Below are 19824 nucleotides of genomic sequence, written 5' to 3' on the forward strand. Positions count from 1 at the left end.
GTACAGGTTGCTCTTAGCGACAAAACAGACACCGCTACTCATAAAGGTGGCAAATAGTACCTATGCTAAGTCACTGCGACCAATACTGACCTTGCTAAAAGCATTTAACACAGAGGCTTCGCAGGGTATCTGTTCCTTTTTGGATTTAGGGTGCTTGAACGTATCGGCGAATCCTGGGCAGTGACCAACTAGTTTTTGGACAACACCTTCTACGTGCCGCACGTTAGACAGCACTTGGCGTAACCACTGCTCGAAGCTGCCTTGGTGGCTCAGCGTGAAGACTAAACCTTTATAGGAAGGAGGCTTGGATGCCTCCTCGCTACCGCCAGCTCTGGGTTTTGGAGGGCGTCGTTGGATCTCCATGAGATAGAGCGTTTGATCTAACACATGCACCCGAACGACGAGCACCCCGCGAGGTACCTTGGTCTGAGTATCAATGTAAACCCAATTAGCGACTGACGTTTCCACCTCCTCGTCTATTTCGAAAGGTTCGAGGCTGATCAACCGAGGGTCGGGGGAAGTGCTAAAGCCGTCTTCAAAGGTAAACCAGCTAACGCCACGAATCGTTTCGGGATAGGCCGATTGCAAATAGAGAAGCGCATTCCACATATCACGTAGAAAGCCCTGTGATTCCAGTGTAATAGGAGCATGAATAGAGGCCTGTCCGACCCCTTTTCCTGATCCATGCGGCTCCCCAGTGGAGAAAATAGTTTCGTCACCCGGAACGGGGACGCCTCGTGTATCGGGCACATTTTTTCGAGTATATCGTTTATCCAAGACGGCGCGAGGCTTACCTAAAATAACGAATTCGTCCTCAGGAAGGTCTAGCCAAGAAGAGCCATGGTCGGGCTCTTCATCATCCGTCAGGTCAATGACATCGGGGATGTCTTGAAGCTGATGATAGGGAAATTGAGTGGGAGCATCATCGCCATCGGTGGCTGGTACTGTCGTTGACTTCTCTCTTTCGCGGTGGATCGTGGCACCATCGGGCTGCGTACAGCCTAATATCTGCAAGCCTAGGAATGTGTTGCCACCATCAATTGGAACGCCAGAAACAGAGATTTCCCCGCTGCCTTGAAACCATGGGGTGGCTTTTAAAAGCATCTCATCTGGCGTGGAGCTGGTTTCAAATTGTGAATATATATATTTTGCAGCGCGCTTGGCATACGGATCGTACAACATATGCGCGAGCAAAATGGCATCGTGTTTATGAACATGATAGGTAAATTTGACAGGCCACGTACCTGGGGATGCAGGCGCATCAAGCGGTCGATAAAGACGTTTTTTGACTTCTTCCCAAGGGTAAGTGGCGAGCACTCGCTTGATTTCAGAAGATCGGCCGTAAACGCGAATAAAAAATTCTGTGCAAGGGATGAGCAAGTGTTTGCCATCTGGAAGGTCAAATTCAATCAGGTATGTTTTGTGCTGATTTTTCTGGGGTAAGTAGTTCGAGTCATGAAAAGCGGTATAGAGGCTTCGTCCTGATTGTCGTAAATCATCTAAGGTGACAATTCGCCAGCCGCCTGGAGAAAAAGAAACGGAGAATTTTCTTTCCTCGTAGGCAATACGCGAGCTACTCACGCCCTTTTCCCATACTGACCCTATTCTCAATAGCCCAAGATGCGTTAAGACAGTCTCACGTCTCATCACGCCTCCTAAGTTATTTTCATGGTCGATGGTTCTTAAGAAGATATGGATTTTAGGGACGCTTCGTAAGCGATTGTTCTTAAATATAGGCCCGTACCACCAAACGACCAAGCGCTCTGCCTCGTTTTTTAGGGTGCCATCATGGAAGCTAAAGGTTCTGGATTGTTTAAGAGAAACGGTCACAAAGGCGCACTCTATGTAAACTCAACATAGAGATTGTCGCAGCAATTATTGTTTAGTCGCAACAATTGTTGGAAATGACACTGCTTGCGGCCTATCAGGACCGAGCGCCGGAGTTGGTGCGGCACGCGCAACGTCAGAAGCGACACCGCCGGCTGATATTCCCGTTCTATAGCCTGCAGCGGGGCTGGCAACGGCTGTTTGCTCAAGGCCGAAGTGTTTTCTATCCCCTCTGGAGAAGAGCGCCAGACGCCGAGGCACGAATACCAGACTTGTTCACCTCCTCAGGAGGACTATGCCGATGACACGCCGGAAAATGGGGAGACCCTAGACCTTAGGCCTCTTGACCTCTGTGCTGCCCCAAGGTTTTAGACTTTTAATCTATCGTGACGATAGCGTCCTGCCTGACAGAGGCAGGCAAAGCCAATCAGCCATTGAGGAGCACACTGATGTCCAACGTTTGCCAAAGTGTCACCCAGAGCCTTCTACCCGCCATGCGCAGGCCGTACTGGGTAGGTGCCATGATGCTCGCAGGGGCGCTGATCGCGCCGCTCAGCCATGCGCATCATCACTCATCAGACAGCGACGCCCATGGGCAGGCCGCATCACCTTCAGAGAATCCGGCCGTCGCCGCTTTTCAGGCGGCCAATGACCGTATGCATGAAGATATGAACATGGCCTTCAGCGGAGACCCCGACGTGGACTTTGCCAAGGGCATGATTCCGCACCATGAAGGCGCCATTGCGATGGCCGAGATCGTGCTCGAATATGGCGATGACCCAGAGATTCGCCAGCTCGCCGAGGAGATTATCGCGGCTCAAGAGAGTGAAATTGCGTTTCTGCGCGAGTGGCTCGAGCGTCAGGAACATTAACGTCACCTTGCCCGCATAATCCGCTACGCACCGGCCGCAACAGTGATATTCTGCCCGCCTCTTCAGGGTCGCATCAAAGGAGCGCTGCGTGTCGGGGGTAATTTACGGGTTGGATTTGGCGGGGGTGATCGTGTTTGCCCTGTCGGGAGTCATTTTGGCCTGCCGTTCGCGGATGGACCCGTTTGGCATGCTGGTGCTGGCGGCGGTGACCGGGATTGGCGGCGGCACCTTGAGGGATCTGGTGCTGGGTGTCCGGCCGGTGTTCTGGGTCACCGACCCCACGTATCTGTGGGTCATCCTCGCCACGGTGGGCGTGTCGTTGGTGGGATTTCACTATATCCATCGTCTATCTCGGGGGTTTTTACCCATCGCCGATGCCTTCGGCCTGGCGCTGTTTACCGTGATCGGTACCCACAAGGCGTTGCTGCTGGGCACGTCGGGGGTGGTGGCGGTACTCATGGGCATGATGACCGGTGTGGCGGGAGGCATGATTCGTGACGTGTTGGCTCAGCGGGTGCCCATGGTGCTGCGCGAAGAGATCTATGCCACCGCCGCCATGGCGGGTGGAATCGTCTATGTGGTGCTCCAATCCTTGCAGGCACCGCTGACGCTTGCCATTGCGGCTGCCTTGAGTGCCACCCTGGGGCTGCGCTTGGCGGCGATTCATTGGCACCTGGCGCTGCCGGTGTTCGCCTGGGTGACCGTACCGCCAAAACCCAGCGAAACCGACCACACGGCCGAGCCACACACCACCTCGCTCTCGACGCCCCAGAAGGCCAAGGAGCGGGTGCGCATGATTCGCCGCGAGCGTCGTCGCTAAGCGCCTGCCGGTACTTATGGGCGTTGGGTGGCGCGCCATTGATCGAACCAGCGCCGAGGCTGAATGACGCGCAGGGTTGGCTCGCTCTCCACCAGCTCGACACCGATACCCAGCGCCCCCAGGCGGGCATACAGCGCGCCATTGGCCTGCTGATGGGCCAGGGTGATATCCGACAGTAGCAACAGGGGGCCACCTGTCAGCGCCAGGTTGGCCAGCCGAATCTGTTCGCCGTCGATGTTCAGTTCAGCGCTGCCCTCGATGGGCTGTACGTCGAGCAGCCGCCCCAGCCAGTCGCGCTCTCGGGCGCGGGCTAAAAAAAGTCGCGCCAACAAGCCGGAGTCGCGCATCCCCAAGCGCAGCTGGCTGGTCAGCTGCAGCGGGTCGCCCCACACCAACCGTGCCTGCTGCAGGTCGAGCTGCACCCACCAGCCCGCGTCCTGAGCCCCTTCCTCGCTTTGGCGGAACATGTTCTCCAGCCGCACATAGGAGTCGCTGGCGGTGAAATGGCGAGCATCGAGGTCGCCGTCGGTGAGCCGTAGCTGTATTGCGATATCCCCACGCAGCCGCTGGTCCAGCAGGGCCAGCTCGGTCTCGAAAGCGCGCAGGGTAATCTCCCCTTGTGCCTGCAGCCCTTCCAGCAGCCATTCGCTGCTCAGGCTGGCGTGGCCGGAGAGCAGCTCCACCCCGGCATCGTCAGGAAGAAAACGGTTGTAGCGGGTCATGTCCGGCACTTCGGTGATGGGCAGCACGATGCGGGTCACGAAGTGCTCCGGGGCGGCGGCTTCCAGCACCTCACTGAAGCGGTCTGTCTGCGTGGTCAGCGCCAGGTGGCGGCCTTGAAGATGGGGGCGATCGTCGTCCTGATGGCTCAGGGCAAACTGGGGGATGCCGAGTGAAAGCCGCGCCTGTTCGGGGCTGTCCAACTGCGCGGTCAGCTCTCCACGCCCTGTGGCGAGATAGTCCAGAAAGGTCACGGCCAGCTCATTGGCGTTGACCCTCAGGCGTGTGGGGGCTTGGAACTGGTCGTCACGAAACGCCCCCTGCAAGAAGAGCTGGCCTTCGCCCGAGAGGCTGATGCCATGGGCATCCGGTAAAAAAGCGTTGAGAAAACTGAGCCGTTGAACGCTGCCGTCGACGCGGAACTGCCCGCTGGGCACGCCTGCCCGGCGCTGAAACTGCCCATCACGAAGCACGATGATGCTCTCCAGTGGCTCCTCCAGGGCGTGCTCGTCGGCCACCTGCCAGCGCAGCCGTGAGCCACTGATATCCAGCGCCGTGCCGTCCAGCGCGGCCTGGCGTATCGTCAGCTGCAACTGCGCGTTGCTGACCAGGGTGCCGCGCTGATCGCCCCGCTGCCAGCCGGTGGTCAGCTGATTGCCTGCCAGGTGCAGCTCACCCTGCACGGCCTGTGTGTCGAACTCCAGTTGTCCCCGGCTGGTGGCGCTGCCGCGCTGTAGTGTCAACGGGGTGGGAGAGGGCAGCAGGCCTGCCAGGTAAGGTTGCAGTACGCCCAGGTCGGGGAGCGTGGCTTCTGCCCAGCTCAGCCGTGCCGTGGCCTGCTGCCTGGCCTGTTCGGGATCGAGGGGGCTGGTGGCGTCCAGGGTCAGCTGCGCGTTGGCCATCAGTTGGCGCGTCTGGTGATACAGCTCGGCATCACGCAGTGCCAGCGTGGCGTGCAGCTGCTCATCTTCGTTTAATTGCGCGTTCAGGGTGCCTTGGCCCTGGGTGGTGAAGTCCAACAGCGCTGCACCCAGTGCTGGGGCCTCGATGGCCAGCTCGGCCTGGTAGGGGCGTGCGTCGCGCAGGGCAAGCCGGGCATCGATACTCCCCTCGCCAGTGAGCCTGATGCCTTGGCCTTCCAGCGCGGTGGTCAGGTAGCGGTCCAGCATATCCAGCCTAGTGACCTGGCCAGAGAGGGCCAGCGTGGCATGGGTAGGGAGCGCCAGCCGGTCCAGGCGCTGGTTGGGAAGCTCGGTGGTCAGGGTCAGTTGGGTATTGGTGGCATAGGGGCGGGTATCGGAAGGCGTGGCTTCTGCCAGTGTCACTTGTGCCAGATGAGTGGAATAGCGCAGCTGCTGCTCTTCCACCGCAAGGCGTACCTGGCCTTCGCCGGTGGCGGTGTGGCGTGGGGGCGAGGCATCTGCGAGCAGCCAGCGGCGTGCTTCATCGCGGCGCGCCAGGCGCTGCTCATCCAGCGCAAGCTCCAGGATGGGCGCGGTCAGTACCAGCTCGCTGTCGGGCTGCAGTTCGCCTGCCATCAGCGCAAGCTCACCCTGTAGCTCACCGCGGCCCGCCAGGCTGAGCCACGGCAACGCTTCCAGGTAGGGCATGAACACGTCCCAGGCATCGGCCTGGGCGGTCAGCGACAGCCGCGCATCCAGGGCGCTCAAGAGCGCTTCTTCGAGGGCCTCCCCCCGTAATGCCTGGGTAGCGGTCTCGGCCAGCGACGCCGTACTGCGCAGGTCGATCTGTTGGATCAAGGTGGTCTGATCACTGAGCCGCACCAGGCTGCCCTGGGTAATGTCCAGCGACACATGCGGCAAGGTCAGCCGATCCTGACTAAGCTGGGTATCCATGACCTGCAGCTGGCCTTCGGCCTCCAGCGCCAGATCGCCAACCGTCAGGCGGCGAATGCCGTCGGCATTCAGGGCGTGAAGGTAGAGTTCGCCACGCAGCAGGGCCAGTAGCGAGAGCGACAAGGTGGCCCGTTCGGCTTCTACCGAGAGGGGCAGGGCGGCATCGTCCCGGGCCAGATAGAGGTTTTCGACCTCCCAGCGGCCGGGGTGCAGGCTCTGGGCACTCGACCAGCGCACCTCTACGCCGTCGATGGTGGAGATCTGGCGCGGCAGCCACTGGCTATTGAGCAGCCAGTAGCTGCCCGCCAGCCACACTAGAGCAACCAGGATCACGGCCACCAAGGCGTAGATCAAGGGGGAACGGCGGCGCGGCGTGGGGGGCGTCTCGTTGGTCATACAAGCATCCTGGCAGATGACTCCTGTTGGCGCGTGTTTTATGGCATTATGCGCGACGTGGGGCAGTTATGGGTTTTCGATTTCAACGCTAGGCAGGCAGCAAAGCCATGTTCAAGGATTTTTACGCGCAGCGCGGAGAGTACGTGGTGATCTCCGCCGAGCAGGCCAGCCGCTTCGCCAAGGGCGTGGCCGGCGATTACAACCCGATTCACAACCCGGACGCACGGCGTTTCTGCGTGCCCGGCGACTTGTTGTTCACACTGGTACTGGTGAAGTTCGGGCTGTCGCGACAAATGGAATTTCGCTTCACCAATATGGTAGGCGCTGATACACCGCTCAAGTTTAGCGAAGCCGACAACGGCGATATCCACGTCTGCGACGATAGCGGAAAGTGCTATTTGCAGGTGGTACGCCGAGGGGAAGTCACCCGTGACGAAGCGGCCGTGGAAGCCTTCGCGCGTTGCTACGTGGCCTTCTCGGGCAAGAATTTTCCACACTATCTGAAGCCCTTGATGGAGCAGCACGGGGTGATGTTCAACCCCAAGCGCCCGCTGGTGATCTACGACAGCATGGGCTTCTGTCTGGACCGGCTGGATGCGCTGTCACCGGATCTCGCCTTGACCCAGTCGTCTCTCGAAGTCCAGGGCAAGCGTGCCGATGCGCTGCTGGAGTTCTCCATTCAGTCCTCTGGCCAGCCCGTGGGCGTGGGCTCCAAGAAACTGGTGGTCAGCGGCCTGTGCAACTACGACGACAGCGAGATGGCGGCCATCGTGGCTGAGTTCTATCGTCTCAAGGCCGCTTACGAAGCCGCCTGAAGCGCGATGTCAAAGCCCCCATGGCGGTGTGACGCCATGGGGGCGCTGCTCTCAAGTTTCCGGTGGCTGCGTGGCCAGCTGTAGCGCCACGGTGGTAACGCGCTCCCCCAGAATTCCTTCGACGCTCAGCGTCATGCCGTCCAGTGACAGTTTGTCGCCCGCTCTCAAGGGCTCGTCGAGCGCTTTGTGAAACGGCGTGTCCAGCGCCCTCTCATCGGGATCAAGTGTATGCAGTTGGTGGAAAACGGTGGCGTGCGGTGTACGGAGTGGGTCGGCATGGCTTCGTCCTGATGGCAGCGGAACCTTTACCGCTTGCAGGCTTGCCGTGCGCTTATTCGAAGTTGATGACTCGCCACAGCGGGGCGAATTACAGCGCGTTAACTGCCAACATTGCCGCCACTGGCTCGACAGACACCATTCAACACAAGACTAAACGAAAGCAGGGGCACGCAATGGCGAAAACAAGAGCCAAAAAGTGATACGTCGCTTGGGTAGGTCGGACCCCCGGGATCTACACGACCTGGGCTGAGTGTGAGCGCCAGGTTAAAGGGTTCCCCTCCGCACGTTATAAGTCTTTCCAAAGTGAAGAGGCTGCCCACCAGGCGTTTGCCAGAACGGCCAAGGCGCCAGCTCACAAAGCAAGTGGCAGCCGCTCCACCAAGAAAACGGCCGCGAAAACGCCAAAGGCTCCGACTCAGAAGACCCTGAGCGCCGTCGATGTCGAGATTTTCTGTGATGGGGCGTGCGACCCTAACCCTGGCCCCTCCGGCTCCGGCGTGGTGGTTTACCGGCAAGGCATGCTGAGCGACCTGTACTACGGCCACTTTGCCCCGATGGGAACCAACAACACCGCCGAGCTGTTGGCGCTGCAAGAGTCGCTATTCCTTGCCAAAACGGCCCTTTCCGAAAGTAAGAGCGTGCGTATCCGCCCCGACTCGCAGTATGCAATCAAGTGTATCAGCCAATGGGCGAGCGGGTGGAAAAAGCGTGGTTGGCGTCGGCCCAACAATGAGCCGGTCAAGAATCAGGCCATTGTAGAAGCCGCCTATAACCTCTACAACGAAATTGGTCACGCCATCGAATTGGTGCACGTCAAAGCCCATGCGGGGATCAAGGGTAACGAGTTGGCCGATCGCATGGCGATGAAAGCTTCTATCGAACGCCAGGGCGCGTTTGTTAAATACCAGGGTACTCTGGACACCCAAGAGATCCTTCGCTTGGAGCGGGGGTAAGGAGAGACAGATGGAATTTTGCTCACGGTGCGATGGTGGGGCTATTCACGCGCCAAACTGCCCGATGTGTGGAGGTTCCGGCTTTGTCGATAGCCAGAAGGGGGCTAGTGCGTCAGCTTATAGCGTGCCGTCTCCGTTCCATAACAACGCCAGCGCGGCCCGCCTCGCACGAGAGGAAGAAAAACGACGCTCGGTGAAAGTCTACAGGGCTAAGGGCAGCCCCCAAAAGGAATCAAGACTTGGCCCGAAGACTGAAGCCGTTCCCGCGATAGCGTCTAACCCGCACTCTCACGCGAAACAGGCGAAGACTAGGCGGCCCCAGCCAAAATCGGGCAAGGCAAAGGAAGCATCTGGAGCCAGGATCACCAACACCGCATTGGCCGATCAGTTGAGCGCTTTAAAATCGGAGCTAGTGCTGGCACCGGCGAAACCGGCTAAAAAGCGCAAAAAGAAACGACGCTCTCCCAAAAGTCGAGAGAACCCGGTCCTATCGGCTCCCCGGTTATCACGGCCCAAGCCCCGCAAGAACATCCCTTTCATTCCTGTAGTGAATGGCAAGGTATCGGTACTGGTGGGGGTGCGTGAAAAGAGCGAATCACGATTTGCGACCAGTGTTGGGCCCATGCGTGCCGCGGGAGCCTTCAAAAGTGATCTTCCTTTTAATACGGCGCGCGACGAAGATGAGCCGCAAGGCACAAGCCGTGCTTTTCAAGAGCATCACCAGGAAGAAGATGGTAGCCGCTATATGGGCCATAGCTTTCGTGAAGAAAGCGGTCGCTTTGGCTCACTGCCGCTGCACGACAACCTGGACGAAATAGACGATTATTAATTTCTTCAAATGGCAAACAGCCCATTATGGGCCCGACACAAAGAGGTATATATGAACCATCTTCATGCTGACAATGCTGGATTCAACGCCAACGAAGAAACACAGGCTGCTGGCGCTCACAAGGATAATGTCGCTCCGTTTCAGCTGCCCGCAGATCACGTCGAGTATCCCGCTGCCTCTTTGGAGGAGATCGCACCGCGGGTAGACGATATCATGGAGGCCGCCAAATCACTGGCTTCTGCGGCCAAGAAGCTGGAGAAAAACCGTCAAGAAGAAGAAGAGGCAGAACAGAGCGCAAGAGCGGGCAGTGCAAGCTGAGGGAGGGGAGGAGGTCAAAAGAACGCCTATCATCCTGTCTTTTGCGCCGGAGCGTCAAGCGGGATACCAAAAGCACGGGTGTTATCAACGAAGTAGCTGGGGTATTCTCAAGGCGCTAACGAAAATAACGCAAGACGCTGGTCTTGCCGCTGGGATCCCAAGAGGCTTTGCATGAAACGACTCAAAACGCTGACACTGGCCTGTGCGGCGGCTGCTTTGGCCGTCACTTCCCTGAGCGCCCAGGCGCGGGACTTTCGCTTGGGGCTGATCACGCCCGCCCAGCACCTCTGGTCGACGGAAGCCGAAGCCTTTGCGCAAACCGTGCACGAACGCTCGAACGGCGAGCACAGCGTAAGCGTTTTTCCTGCCCAGCAGCTAGGCAACGAAGCGCAAATGGTGCAGCAGCTGCAGACCGGTGCCCTGGACATGGCATTTTTGACTATCGCCGAAATCTCCAACCGGATACCGGATTTTGGTGCACTGTATGCGCCCTATCTGGTGGATGACGTCAACCATGCCGCGCGCCTGCTGCGCTCCGAGGCGGCCGCCGAGCTGCTCGAGCTGATGCCGGAAGGCGTGGGCCTGGTAGGGCTGGGGTATGGCATGGTCGGTATGCGTCAAGTACTCAGCCGCAGCCCCATCGAGAGCGCCGCTGATTTTCGTGGCCAGCGCCTGCGCATCACGCCCTTCGAGCCAATCCGTGATTTCTACACGGCCACTGGCGCAGCGCCTGCGCCCATGCCGCTGCTGGAAGTCTACGATGCCCTGGCCAACGGTCAGGTCGATGCCATCGACATGGATTTCGATTCCATCCTGATCCTGAAATTTCATGAGCAGGCGCAAAACCTGCTGATCTCCAACCATATGATGTTCCCCATGGTCGGCGTGGTATCGGGGCGCGTGTGGCGTGAGCTGTCGGAACAGGATCGCGAGCTGTTCGAAACCGCCATGGCCGAGCATCTCGACAATGTGCTGAGCGGCTTCGAAGCCATGGACGCCGCCCAGGAAGAGGAAATTCGCGCCCTGGATATCAACATCGTGGAAGCGGATGCCGAGTTCTTTGCCGATGCCATTGCTCAGTGGGAGGGCATCTGGGCACCCAAGGCTCCGATGCTGGAAACCCTGCGGGCGGAAGCTGACCGCTTGCGCGACGAGTAGCGCTGAACCAGAGGCTTTCGATGATCATGCTGCAACGCCTCTCCCTCAGGCTTGCCCGTTACGAAGAGATGACCGCCGCTGCCCTGGCAGCGGCGGTCACGTGTCTCATCCTCGCCAACATTGCCTTTCGGGCGCTGGGCAATCCGCTTTACTGGGTCAGTGAACTGGCCATCTACGCCATGATCTGGATGACGTTTTTGATTGCCGGGGCGGTCTTGAAGCGCCGACAGGGCATTGCCGTGACGCTGCTCAGCGATCTGTTGCCCGCCACGGGTCAGCGTGCCATTACCTTGGCGGTGGACGCCATGGTGCTGCTGTTTGCGCTGCTGTTGGCGTGGCTCTGCTGGCGCTGGTATCAACCCTGGGCGTTGGCCCAGGCCGGGTTCGATGTGCGCGCCTTCCAGGGCCAGACCTTCAATTTCATCTACGCCGAAAACACCTCCACGCTGGGCATCAAGAAATTCTGGGCGTGGCTGATCGTGCCCTGGTTTGCGCTGTCGCTCAGCCTGCACGGCGTGGCCAACCTGCTGCAATCCGTTCAGGGGCTGAGGGAACGCACATGACCGTTGTGGTATTTCTGATTCTGCTGCTGGGAGCGGTGCCGATTGCGCTGGTGCTGGCGCTCACGGCCATGTGGTATATCCAGGCATCGGGCAATGCGGTGCTGTTCGATTCGTACCCTCAGCAGCTGTTCAGCGCCATCGAGAGTTACGGACTGCTGGCCATTCCGCTGTTCATGCTGGCGGGCGAGCTGATGAACGAAGGCGGCCTGACCAAACGGCTGATCGCCCTGGCGCGGCTGCTGGTGGGCGGGTTTCGCGGTGGGCTGGCATATATCAACCTGGTGGCCAACATGATGATGGCGGCGATCATTGGCTCTGCGGCGTCGCAAATCGCCATCATGTCGCGGGCCATGGTGCCCGCCATGGAGCAGGAGGGGTATGACAAGCCCTACAGCGCCGCGATTACCGCCGCCGGTGGTTTGCTATCGCCGATCATTCCGCCCTCGATGCTGTTCGTACTGTTTGGCGTCATGGCGCAGGTGCCGATCGCCGAAATGTTCATTGCCGGACTGCTGCCCGGACTGCTGTTAGGGGCCAGCTTTTTCGTGGTCATTGCGCTGGTGGGGCTGGTCCAGCAGTACCCCAAGGGGGAGTGGCCCAGCCGCCAGCAGGCGCTTCACGACGCGTTCTGGGGGCTGCCCGCGCTGCTGATTCCGGTGATCATCATTGGCGGCATTCTGCTGGGCATTGCGACGCCCACGGAGTCGGCTGCCCTGGCATCGCTGGCGGCCCTGCTGATGGGGCGCTGGGTGTATGGCGACCTGCGCCTGGGGCAGCTCCCGCAGGTGTTGGCACGTACGGCCATGAATGCAGGGCTGGTGATCATGCTGATTGCCGCCGCCGGGGTGTTTGGCTGGGTGGTGGTATACGAGCGCTTGCCGCAGATGGCCGCCGCGTGGATTGCTGCGCTGACCAGTGATCCTTTCGTGTTCCTGCTGCTGGTGATTGCGGCGCTGCTGCTGGTGGGCATGATCATCGATGGCATTGCCGCACTGATCCTGGTGGTGCCCATTCTGATGCCCATTGCGCAGAGTCAGTTTGCGATCAGCCCATATCAGTTTGGCGTGGTGGTGTGCCTGACGCTGGTGATGGGGCTACTGACCCCGCCAGTGGGAGCGGGGCTGTTCATCGCCTCCTCCATGACCGGCGCGCCGCCGCTGAAAATTTTCCGCGCCTTGCTGCCGTTCCTGCTGGCCACATTGGCCACGCTGGTGCTGCTGGCCTGGCAGCCGTGGCTGACCAATGGCCTGATTCAGCGCTGACTTGCTGGCGTGCCGCTGACGGCCAGCGCAGGCGGTTCAGGCGACGCTGTGCTCGGTGAGCGGCATGACATCCACTTCCACTTCGAGCTGGTGCTCACCGCCGCCGTTCATGACCCCTTTCAGGGGGGCCACATCGGCGTAGTCGCGCCCCCAGGCCAGCACCGGGTGCTGTTCACCGGCCAGCGTACCGTTGGTCGGGTCCAGGGCTAGCCAGCCCCAATCGGGGATCCACACGGCCAGCCAGGCATGGGAAGCATCGGCGCCAATCAGGCGGGGCTGGCCGGGGGGAGGCTGGGTTTCCAGATAGCCGCTGACATAGCGGGCAGGCAGGCCCACCGAACGCAGCGCGCCAATGGCCAGGTGGGCAAAGTCCTGGCAGACGCCCCGGCGGTTGGCCAGTACATCACTCAAGGGGGTGGCCAGAGTGGTGAAACTGGGGTCGTATTCGAAGGTATCGTAGATGGTCTGGTTGAGGGCCATGGCGGCTTCTACCAGCGGGCGGCCGGGCGTGAAACAGCTGCGGGCAAAGTCGGCCAGCTCATCGTTGCGGCGGATGAATGGCGAATCCAGCCGATACAGCTGCATGTCGAAACGGCTGTCCTGGCGCAGTTGCGCTGCCACGCTTTCCCAACTGGGCGAACTGGCAGGCAGCGGCCCCAGAGGTTGAGTGTTCAAAGGCGTGACGACCGTCACGTCCAGCGTCTGGTGCACCTCTTCCATGGCGAAGTAAAGTACCCGATTGCCAAACACGTCCCGCCGCTCTGCCTGCACGTGAGGCATGGGGCTGATGGTCAGCTCGGAGGCCCCGCACTGCTGGTGCTGCGTCTTGCGAGGCAGCACGCGCGCCTCGCTGTGGCACAGGGTCACGGGCGCGCTGTAGTGGTAGCGCGTGGTGTGCCGCAGGGTGTAATTCATTCGTCGGGCTCCATGCTGACAAGTTGGCGCGGTCGCTCTACATGGCTGAAATGACTGTGGCTGATGGCGTCCGAAAGGGCGCTGAGCGGCGCAATCAGCTCATCCAGCAGCTGTTCCAACGCGGCCTGGGCATCGGGAGTGTCGGCCAGATGGCTCAGACGGTCGATGTCGGCCAGGTGCAGGGCGGCATTGGCCTGGATCAGCAGCCGCCGTTCGGCGTTGCGGTAGGGCGACGAGCTGCCGGGTAGGCGATCCATCTGCCGCTCCAGGCGCTTGAGCATGTAGCCCACCGAGCGAGGGTTGGTCTCGTCGAACAGCAGCAGGTCGAGAATGGCCTCGGGGTGCAGCTCGCTGCGGTAGCGGCGACGATAGGCGGTGAAGTTGTCCGTGGTGGCCAACACGACTTCCCAGAGCGCCAGCCCCGGCGAATGGGGCGCGTTCAGGGTCAGCTTGAGCAGCGATAGCAGCCCAAGCACGCGGTCCAGAAAGCGCCCGATGTCCATGAACCGCCAGCCGTAGTGATGGGGCATGGTTTCGTTGCACAGCCCAAAGAAAGCGGCAATTTGCGCCGATAATCCTTCACAGGCGCGCCGCGCCGCGCTGGCGCCCAGGCTGGGGCTGAACGTATCCACTCGCTGGCGTAGCTGATGCACCACCCGCCAGGAGTCGTCGCCCAGATGGTCACGCACGCTTCGAGCGTTACGTAGCAAATGAGCAAACAGCGGCTTGAGGGCCTGAGCGTCTTGCTCGTCGAACTGGGCCAGCAGCGCCGTGCGTTTTTGGGCAAAGCCCACCAGCGGGGGTTTGGCGCCTTCGCCGTCGCCGTTCAAGGTAGTGATTTCCAGCGCCAGCAGCAGCTCGTCCAGTAGCTGGTCGGCAATTTCGTCCTGGTCATACTCCATCAGACGCATCAAGGCTTCGCGTAGCAAACGGGCACGGGCATCCAGCCGTTCGCCGTAGCGACCCAGCCAGAACAGGCTTTCCGCTACCCGGCTGGGCAGGTCGGTGCCATCGCGGGTAGCCACCACGGGACCGCGTGCCTGACGCAGTTGACTGACGTGAGGCTGGGGCGTGTTGGCGGTCACCCAGACGTCCTTGACGATGGGGCTGCTGAGCGACGGCGAGCCGGGAGTGCCCACCCAGGCAAGCCCCCCCGGCATGACGTGATAATCGCTGGGCTGTTGGCTGCGGGTCGCGACGCTGCCCGGGGCTCTGGAAACGAAACAGCGCAGGTTCAGGGTGGTGGGCGACAGCCGCTGCATGTGCGGGTCGAACAGGGGGGCCGTGGCAGAAGGCGTCTGGGCATTGGCGCTGGGCAGTAGCAGTGCTTCCCCCAGCAGGTGCTGGCAGAGTGCTGGCAGGTAGTCAGCCAGCTCCGGCAGCTCCAAAGCGCCTACGCCTAGCGCATTCGACATGGCTACGCCGCTGGCCCGAGCGGCTTGCAGTAGGCCCGGGACGCCCAGCTGGGAGTCACCGCGTAGTTCCAGCGGGTCGCAGTAGGCGTCGTCGCAGTGGCGCAGCACCACGTCCACCGGCTGCAGGCCGCCCAGGGTACGTAACCAGAGCTGGCTATCGCGCACGACCATGTCCTGGCCTTCTGCCAGGTCGATGTTCAGGTAGTTGGCCAGGTAGGCATGCTCGAAATAGCGTGGGCTGCCCGGCCCCGGGGTCAACAGCACCACGGTCGGGTTGTCGCGGTGCTGGTAGGCCAGTGCGGTCAGCGTGCGGTGGTATTTATCCAGGAAACCCGCCAGGCGCTTCAGCGGCGCGTTGCGGTACATTTCAGGCAGCGCGCGGGCCATGAGAATGCGGTTTTCCAGCGTGAAACCGGTGCCGGAAGGCGCTTGCAGCCGGTCGCCAATGACGCGCCACTGCCCTTCGGCATCCTGGATGACGTCGATGCCGTGAAAGCTGATCGCAGGACGGTCGCTGGGCTGAGAGCCGTGGCAGGGCAGCAGGAAGTGGGGCGAGGCCAGCAGCGCCTGGGTGGGCAGCAGGCCCGCATCGAATAGCGTGCGCGGGCCGTACAGGTCGTCATACAGCGCATTGAATAGCCGCGTACGCTGGGTCAGGCCGATTTCCAGCGCTTGCCATTGCGCCTGGTCGATGACCCAGGGAAGCGGGTCCAGCCGCCAGGCGCGCCCTTGGGTGTCATCGTGCATATTGAAGATGACGCCGTTCTCGGCCAGCAGGCGCTGAAGCTCTTCATGCTGCTGATAGCGGCCCTCGGCACCCAGGCTTTCCAGAGCGCCAAGCAGGCCCTGCCAGCCGGGGCGCAGTTGGCCCTGACGGTCGAGCATCGCATCAAACGTGCCGGGCTGTCCCTTGCCTAGCTGATTCAAGTAGTCCTCGATGAGCCCGGCAGCGCCGAGCTCAAGCAGTGAGGGAGAGACAGGGGCAGTCATGATCCTGAGAGTCCTGAGCGAGTAAGGGGCGGATTATCCTGCAGCTAGCGCCGATAGGAAAGCATTACTACCTCATCGGCGCGGGCTCCAGCGTAGGTCAAGGGTACACGGCAGTTCCTGACTGAGGGCTTCTGGCATGGGCGCCTGGTAGCCATGGCCGTGGCCACTGTCGCTAAAGCGACCCAGGCGTCTGGCTTCGGCTTCGAAGGCATTGACCGGGAACGTCTCGAAACTGCGCCCCGTGGGATGCACGACGTGATAGGTGCAGCCCGCCACCGAACGCTGGTTCCAGGTGTCGATGACATCGAATACCAGCGGAGCGTGAACGGGAATCTGGGGGTGCAGGGCCGACGGCGGCTGCCAGGCCCGGTAGCGCACGCCTGCGACGGCTTCGCCGTTGCGTCCGGTGGGGGAGAGCGGTACCTGGCGGCCATTGCAGGTCACCACGTAGCGGTCGCCGCTCATGCCGTTGACCTTCACTTCCAGGCGTTCCACCGAGGAGTCCACATAGCGGGCGGTACCGCCTGCCGTGGCTTCTTCACCCAGCACGTGCCAGGGCTCGATGGCCTGGCGCAGCTCTATGGAGAGCATGGGAGTATGCAAGCGGCCATGCACCGGGAAGCGGAACTCCCGGAATGGCGCAAACCACTCCAACTCGAAATCGAACCCATGGTGACGCAGATCGTGCAGCACATCGTTCAGGTCTTCCCACAGGTAGTGGGGCAGCATCCAGCGGTCCTGCAGGGCACTGCCCCAGCGTACCGGGCGCGCACGGTAGGGCGTCTTCCAGCAGCGCGCCACCAGGGCGCGAATGAGCAGCGTCTGCATCAGGCCCATACGCGCGTGGGGAGGCATTTCAAAGCCGCGCAGCTCCAGCAGCCCCAACCGGCCGCTGTCGCTGTCCGGTGAGTAGAGCTTGTCGATACAGAACTCGGCGCGGTGGGTGTTGCCGGTCAGGTCGGTGAGCAGGTGGCGCAGCAGTCGGTCCACCAGCCAGGGCTGAACGACCTCGCCTTCGGGCATCTGTTGCAGGGCGATTTCCAGCTCGTAGAGCGCCTCGTGGCGGGCTTCATCCACTCGCGGGGCCTGACTGGTTGGGCCAATGAACAGCCCGGAAAACAGATACGACAGGCTCGGGTGGTGCTGCCAGTAGGTTACCAGACTGGCCAGCAGGTCCGGCCGACGTAGAAACGGGGAGTCCTCCGGTGTCAGGCCGCCCAGCGTGACATGGTTGCCGCCGCCGGTGCCGGTATGGCGGCCATCGACCATGAATTTTTCGGTGCCCAGCCGCGCCTGGCGGGCTTCATCGTAGAGCCGTTCGGTCTGGGCGACCAGCGCTGGCCAGCTGTCGGCCGGCATGATGTTGACCTCGATGACGCCGGGGTCCGGGGTGATCTGGAAACTGGACAGACGCGGGTCCCGGGGCGGCGCGTAGCCTTCGATCATGACTGGGCAAGCCAGCGCCTGGGCGGTTTCCTCGATGCTGCTCAACAGGTCGAGGTAGTGCTCCAGGTGAGTCAGCGGTGGCAGGAAGACATGCAGGCGGCCCTCACGAGGCTCGACGCACAGGCTGGTATGGATCACCTTGTGTTCGCGGTCGTCGGCGGCGCTTGGCTGCTGCTGAACGGCTTCGCCTTCCGGGTGGCTATGGCTGGGATGCAGGCTCTGGCCATGGCGCTCGGCGCTGGTGAAGCGATGCTGTTCGGCATTGCGGCGCGCCACTTCCCCGTGAATGTCGCCCAGCGCAGGTCGCGGTGCAAACAGCGACTGGGGCTGCGGCTGCTCTTCCGGGTCGGCCCAGGGGAGCGCCGACAGCGGCAGACGCAGGCCCATGGGGGAGTCGCCTGGCACCAGGAACAGGTGATCGCGTTTGAGCGGCCAACGGCCGCTTTCCCAGCGATGAGACTGGGAAATCGAGTGACGCAACGGGAGCGCATAGCCCACGACGGCGCCCAGGTCCTGCTCCAGCAGCCGTGCCAGGCGGCGGCGTTCGGCATCGTCTTTCAGGTCGGCATTACGCGGGTCGACGCTGACCGGTAGGGTCTGCTCTTTCCAAAGGTAGTAGTAGGCATCTTCGTAGGCGGGAATCCAGTGGCGCTGCGCCACGCCCAGGCGTTCGCCCAGCGTATGGATGAAGCGCTCTACCATGGCGTTGTCGACCTTGGCGTGGGGCGCGCCTTCGGTGCTGGCCAGCCACTTGGGGTCGCGCCACAGGGGCGCGCCATCCTTGCGCCAGTAACAGGCCAGCGCCCAGCGAGGCAGCGGTTCGCCAGGGTACCACTTGCCCTGTTGCTGCTGAATGACGCTACCGGCCGCGTAGGCTTCCTGCAGTCGGGTCAGCAGCGCCTCGGCGCGCTCACGCTTGTGCTCGCCCAGCGCTTCGGTGTTCCACTGGGGGCTCTCCATGTCGTCGATGGAAACGAAGGTCGGCTCGCCCCCCATGGTCAGGCGAACATCCTGCTGCTGGAGGACTTCATCCACCTGGTCGCCCAGCGCCAGAATGGCCTGCCACTGCTGATCGCTGTAGGGGCGGGTGACGCGCGGGTCTTCATGGATGCGCTCCACGCGCATCTCGACATCGAATTCCACTTCGCACTTGTCGGAAAAACCGGTAATGGCCGCGGCGCTGCCGGTGGTGGGGGTGGCGGCCAGCGGAATATGCCCTTCACCAGCGAACAGGCCGGAGGTGGGGTCCAGGCCCACCCAGCCTGCGCCCGGCAGGAAGACTTCGGTCCAGGCATGCAGGTCGGTAAAGTCAACCTCGGTACCGCTGGGGCCATCCAGCGCTTTGACGTCCGGGGCCAGCTGAATCAGATAGCCGGATACAAAGCGAGCCGCCAGCCCCAAATGGCGCAGGATCTGTACCAGTAACCAGGCGCTGTCGCGGCAGGAACCACTGGCCAGAGTTAGGGTTTCTTCACAGCTTTGTACGCCGGGCTCCATACGCACCAGGTAGCTGATGTCCTGTTGCAGACGCTGGTTGAGCGCCACCAGAAAATCGACGCTGGTGGTGGGCTCCCGAGGTACTTCCTTAAGCCATGCTTTTAGGCGCGGCCCTGCTTCGGTGACTTCCAGATAGGGGCCTAGCTCCTTGAGAAGCTCATCGGAATAATGGAACGGAATTTTTTGCGCGGCATCGTCGAGAAAAAAGTCGAAAGGGTTGATGACCGTCATGGGGGCCACCAGCTCGACGGCAATGGTGAGTTCCTTGCGTGGCTCTGGAAACACGATACGCGCATTAAAGTTGCCAAAGGGGTCTTGCTGCCAATTCAGAAAGTGGTCATCCCCTGAAATATTCAGCGAGTAGGCATCGATATGAGTACGGCAGTGGGGGGCCGGGCGCAGGCGGACGACATGGGGTGACAGTTTGACGGGGCGGTCAAATCGATAGGTTGTGCGGTGATGCAAGGCAACGCGAATGGTCATGAGCCACCCTCAAATAAAAGCGTAAATTCTCGCAGCTACTGATGAACTGCGACGCAACAAGACATTTACCCAAGAGTATCGTTGGAGTTGAACTTTTTTGCAGCTGCAATATGCCCAAGGGCGTTTAAGAAGTGTGGAAAATTGTGATCGCATCGCTTTTAATTAAATCTTGCACCAAATTGGTGCTTTTTTTCGAGAGTTTTTTTGTCAAGGCACAAGTTTGGTTCAGTGAGGGGGTGGGAAGGTATCGCGGCATTACAAAGTGGCCGCGTTTTATCAAACGTGGATGCCATAGCGTTGAAATATCCCTGAATCCGTGAGACCGGCCCCCGGAAGCACTTCTAACCCACTGACCTGCATGGCAATATAGCCATTATCGCCATTCACCCAGACAGTGCCATGCCCAACAT

Annotated in this window: 14 protein-coding genes and 1 pseudogene; 10 read left to right on the forward strand and 5 right to left on the reverse strand. The window is 61.0% G+C overall.

Annotated features, from left to right (window positions below; all coding sequences use genetic code 11):
* Positions 1 to 60: 60 nt before the first annotated feature.
* Positions 61 to 1830 carry a hypothetical protein gene (locus IE091_RS01760; protein WP_128082404.1) on the reverse strand — a complete coding sequence of 590 codons (1770 nt, stop codon included), beginning with the start codon at positions 1828 to 1830 and terminating at the stop codon, positions 61 to 63.
* 446 nt (positions 1831 to 2276) lie between these two features.
* On the opposite strand from IE091_RS01760, the gene copM reads away from it, so the two are divergent.
* Positions 2277 to 2699 carry a CopM family metallochaperone gene (copM, locus tag IE091_RS01765; RefSeq protein ID WP_016916437.1) on the forward strand — a complete coding sequence of 141 codons (423 nt, stop codon included), beginning with the start codon at positions 2277 to 2279 and terminating at the stop codon, positions 2697 to 2699.
* Between the two features lie 88 nt (positions 2700 to 2787).
* Positions 2788 to 3519: a trimeric intracellular cation channel family protein gene (locus tag IE091_RS01770; protein ID WP_189462641.1), complete on the forward strand. Its 732-nt coding sequence runs from the start codon at positions 2788 to 2790 to the stop codon at positions 3517 to 3519.
* A 14-nt stretch (positions 3520 to 3533) separates the two neighbouring features.
* On the opposite strand, the gene IE091_RS01775 is transcribed toward IE091_RS01770, so the two are convergent.
* Positions 3534 to 6491: a translocation/assembly module TamB domain-containing protein gene (locus IE091_RS01775; protein WP_189462642.1), complete on the reverse strand. Its 2958-nt coding sequence runs from the start codon at positions 6489 to 6491 to the stop codon at positions 3534 to 3536.
* A 107-nt stretch (positions 6492 to 6598) separates the two neighbouring features.
* Between IE091_RS01775 and IE091_RS01780 the strand changes: the two genes are divergently transcribed.
* The 8 genes and pseudogenes from IE091_RS01780 to IE091_RS01815 all read left to right on the forward strand — a co-directional run bounded on the left by IE091_RS01780 (position 6599) and on the right by IE091_RS01815 (position 12668).
* A complete protein-coding gene (locus tag IE091_RS01780) occupies positions 6599 to 7306 on the forward strand; it encodes a DUF3581 family protein (protein ID WP_016916440.1) in 708 nt (235 codons plus the stop codon).
* A gap of 491 nt (positions 7307 to 7797) precedes the next feature.
* Positions 7798 to 7896 (forward strand): annotated as a pseudogene (locus IE091_RS18635) (ribonuclease H1 domain-containing protein); the annotation flags it as partial.
* A gap of 114 nt (positions 7897 to 8010) precedes the next feature.
* On the forward strand, positions 8011 to 8538 hold the full coding sequence (locus IE091_RS01790; RefSeq protein ID WP_422822509.1) for a ribonuclease H family protein: 528 nt from the start codon (positions 8011 to 8013) through the stop codon (positions 8536 to 8538).
* A 10-nt stretch (positions 8539 to 8548) separates the two neighbouring features.
* Positions 8549 to 9367 carry a hypothetical protein gene (locus IE091_RS01795; RefSeq protein ID WP_189462644.1) on the forward strand — a complete coding sequence of 273 codons (819 nt, stop codon included), beginning with the start codon at positions 8549 to 8551 and terminating at the stop codon, positions 9365 to 9367.
* A gap of 51 nt (positions 9368 to 9418) precedes the next feature.
* Positions 9419 to 9685 (forward strand): hypothetical protein, encoded by a 267-nt coding sequence (locus IE091_RS01800; RefSeq protein WP_189462645.1) that lies wholly within the window; start codon positions 9419 to 9421, stop codon positions 9683 to 9685.
* Between the two features lie 171 nt (positions 9686 to 9856).
* Positions 9857 to 10843 carry a TRAP transporter substrate-binding protein gene (locus tag IE091_RS01805; RefSeq protein ID WP_016916443.1) on the forward strand — a complete coding sequence of 329 codons (987 nt, stop codon included), beginning with the start codon at positions 9857 to 9859 and terminating at the stop codon, positions 10841 to 10843.
* A 20-nt stretch (positions 10844 to 10863) separates the two neighbouring features.
* Positions 10864 to 11406: a TRAP transporter small permease gene (locus IE091_RS01810; protein ID WP_016916444.1), complete on the forward strand. Its 543-nt coding sequence runs from the start codon at positions 10864 to 10866 to the stop codon at positions 11404 to 11406.
* Positions 11403 to 12668 (forward strand): TRAP transporter large permease, encoded by a 1266-nt coding sequence (locus tag IE091_RS01815; protein ID WP_016916445.1) that lies wholly within the window; start codon positions 11403 to 11405, stop codon positions 12666 to 12668. Before IE091_RS01810 ends, IE091_RS01815 begins: the two co-directional genes overlap by 4 nt.
* A gap of 36 nt (positions 12669 to 12704) precedes the next feature.
* Here IE091_RS01815 and IE091_RS01820 read toward each other — a convergent pair whose 3' ends face one another.
* From IE091_RS01820 to IE091_RS01830, 3 genes are all read right to left on the reverse strand, one after another.
* Complete coding sequence (locus IE091_RS01820; protein ID WP_189462646.1) at positions 12705 to 13583, reverse strand: transglutaminase family protein; 879 nt, start codon at positions 13581 to 13583, stop codon at positions 12705 to 12707.
* Positions 13580 to 15988: a circularly permuted type 2 ATP-grasp protein gene (locus IE091_RS01825; RefSeq protein WP_016916447.1), complete on the reverse strand. Its 2409-nt coding sequence runs from the start codon at positions 15986 to 15988 to the stop codon at positions 13580 to 13582. Before IE091_RS01825 ends, IE091_RS01820 begins: the two co-directional genes overlap by 4 nt.
* 72 nt (positions 15989 to 16060) lie before the next feature.
* Positions 16061 to 19414: a transglutaminase family protein gene (locus IE091_RS01830; protein ID WP_081192338.1), complete on the reverse strand. Its 3354-nt coding sequence runs from the start codon at positions 19412 to 19414 to the stop codon at positions 16061 to 16063.
* Between the last annotated feature and the right edge of the window lie 410 nt (positions 19415 to 19824).

Origin of the sequence: Vreelandella hamiltonii (assembly GCF_014651775.1) — a bacterium.
GTDB lineage: Bacteria > Pseudomonadota > Gammaproteobacteria > Pseudomonadales > Halomonadaceae > Vreelandella > Vreelandella hamiltonii.

Coding starts and splice junctions, on each gene's coding strand:
- IE091_RS01815 (WP_016916445.1), top strand. CDS start 11,403: ATGACCGTTGTGGTATTTCTGATTCTGCTGCTGGGAGCGGTGCCGATT.
- IE091_RS01795 (WP_189462644.1), top strand. CDS start 8,549: ATGGAATTTTGCTCACGGTGCGATGGTGGGGCTATTCACGCGCCAAAC.
- IE091_RS01800 (WP_189462645.1), top strand. CDS start 9,419: ATGAACCATCTTCATGCTGACAATGCTGGATTCAACGCCAACGAAGAA.
- IE091_RS01805 (WP_016916443.1), top strand. CDS start 9,857: ATGAAACGACTCAAAACGCTGACACTGGCCTGTGCGGCGGCTGCTTTG.
- IE091_RS01830 (WP_081192338.1), bottom strand. CDS start 19,414: ATGACCATTCGCGTTGCCTTGCATCACCGCACAACCTATCGATTTGAC.
- IE091_RS01820 (WP_189462646.1), bottom strand. CDS start 13,583: ATGAATTACACCCTGCGGCACACCACGCGCTACCACTACAGCGCGCCC.
- IE091_RS01825 (WP_016916447.1), bottom strand. CDS start 15,988: ATGACTGCCCCTGTCTCTCCCTCACTGCTTGAGCTCGGCGCTGCCGGG.
- IE091_RS01780 (WP_016916440.1), top strand. CDS start 6,599: ATGTTCAAGGATTTTTACGCGCAGCGCGGAGAGTACGTGGTGATCTCC.
- copM (WP_016916437.1), top strand. CDS start 2,277: ATGTCCAACGTTTGCCAAAGTGTCACCCAGAGCCTTCTACCCGCCATG.
- IE091_RS01775 (WP_189462642.1), bottom strand. CDS start 6,491: ATGACCAACGAGACGCCCCCCACGCCGCGCCGCCGTTCCCCCTTGATC.
- IE091_RS01810 (WP_016916444.1), top strand. CDS start 10,864: ATGATCATGCTGCAACGCCTCTCCCTCAGGCTTGCCCGTTACGAAGAG.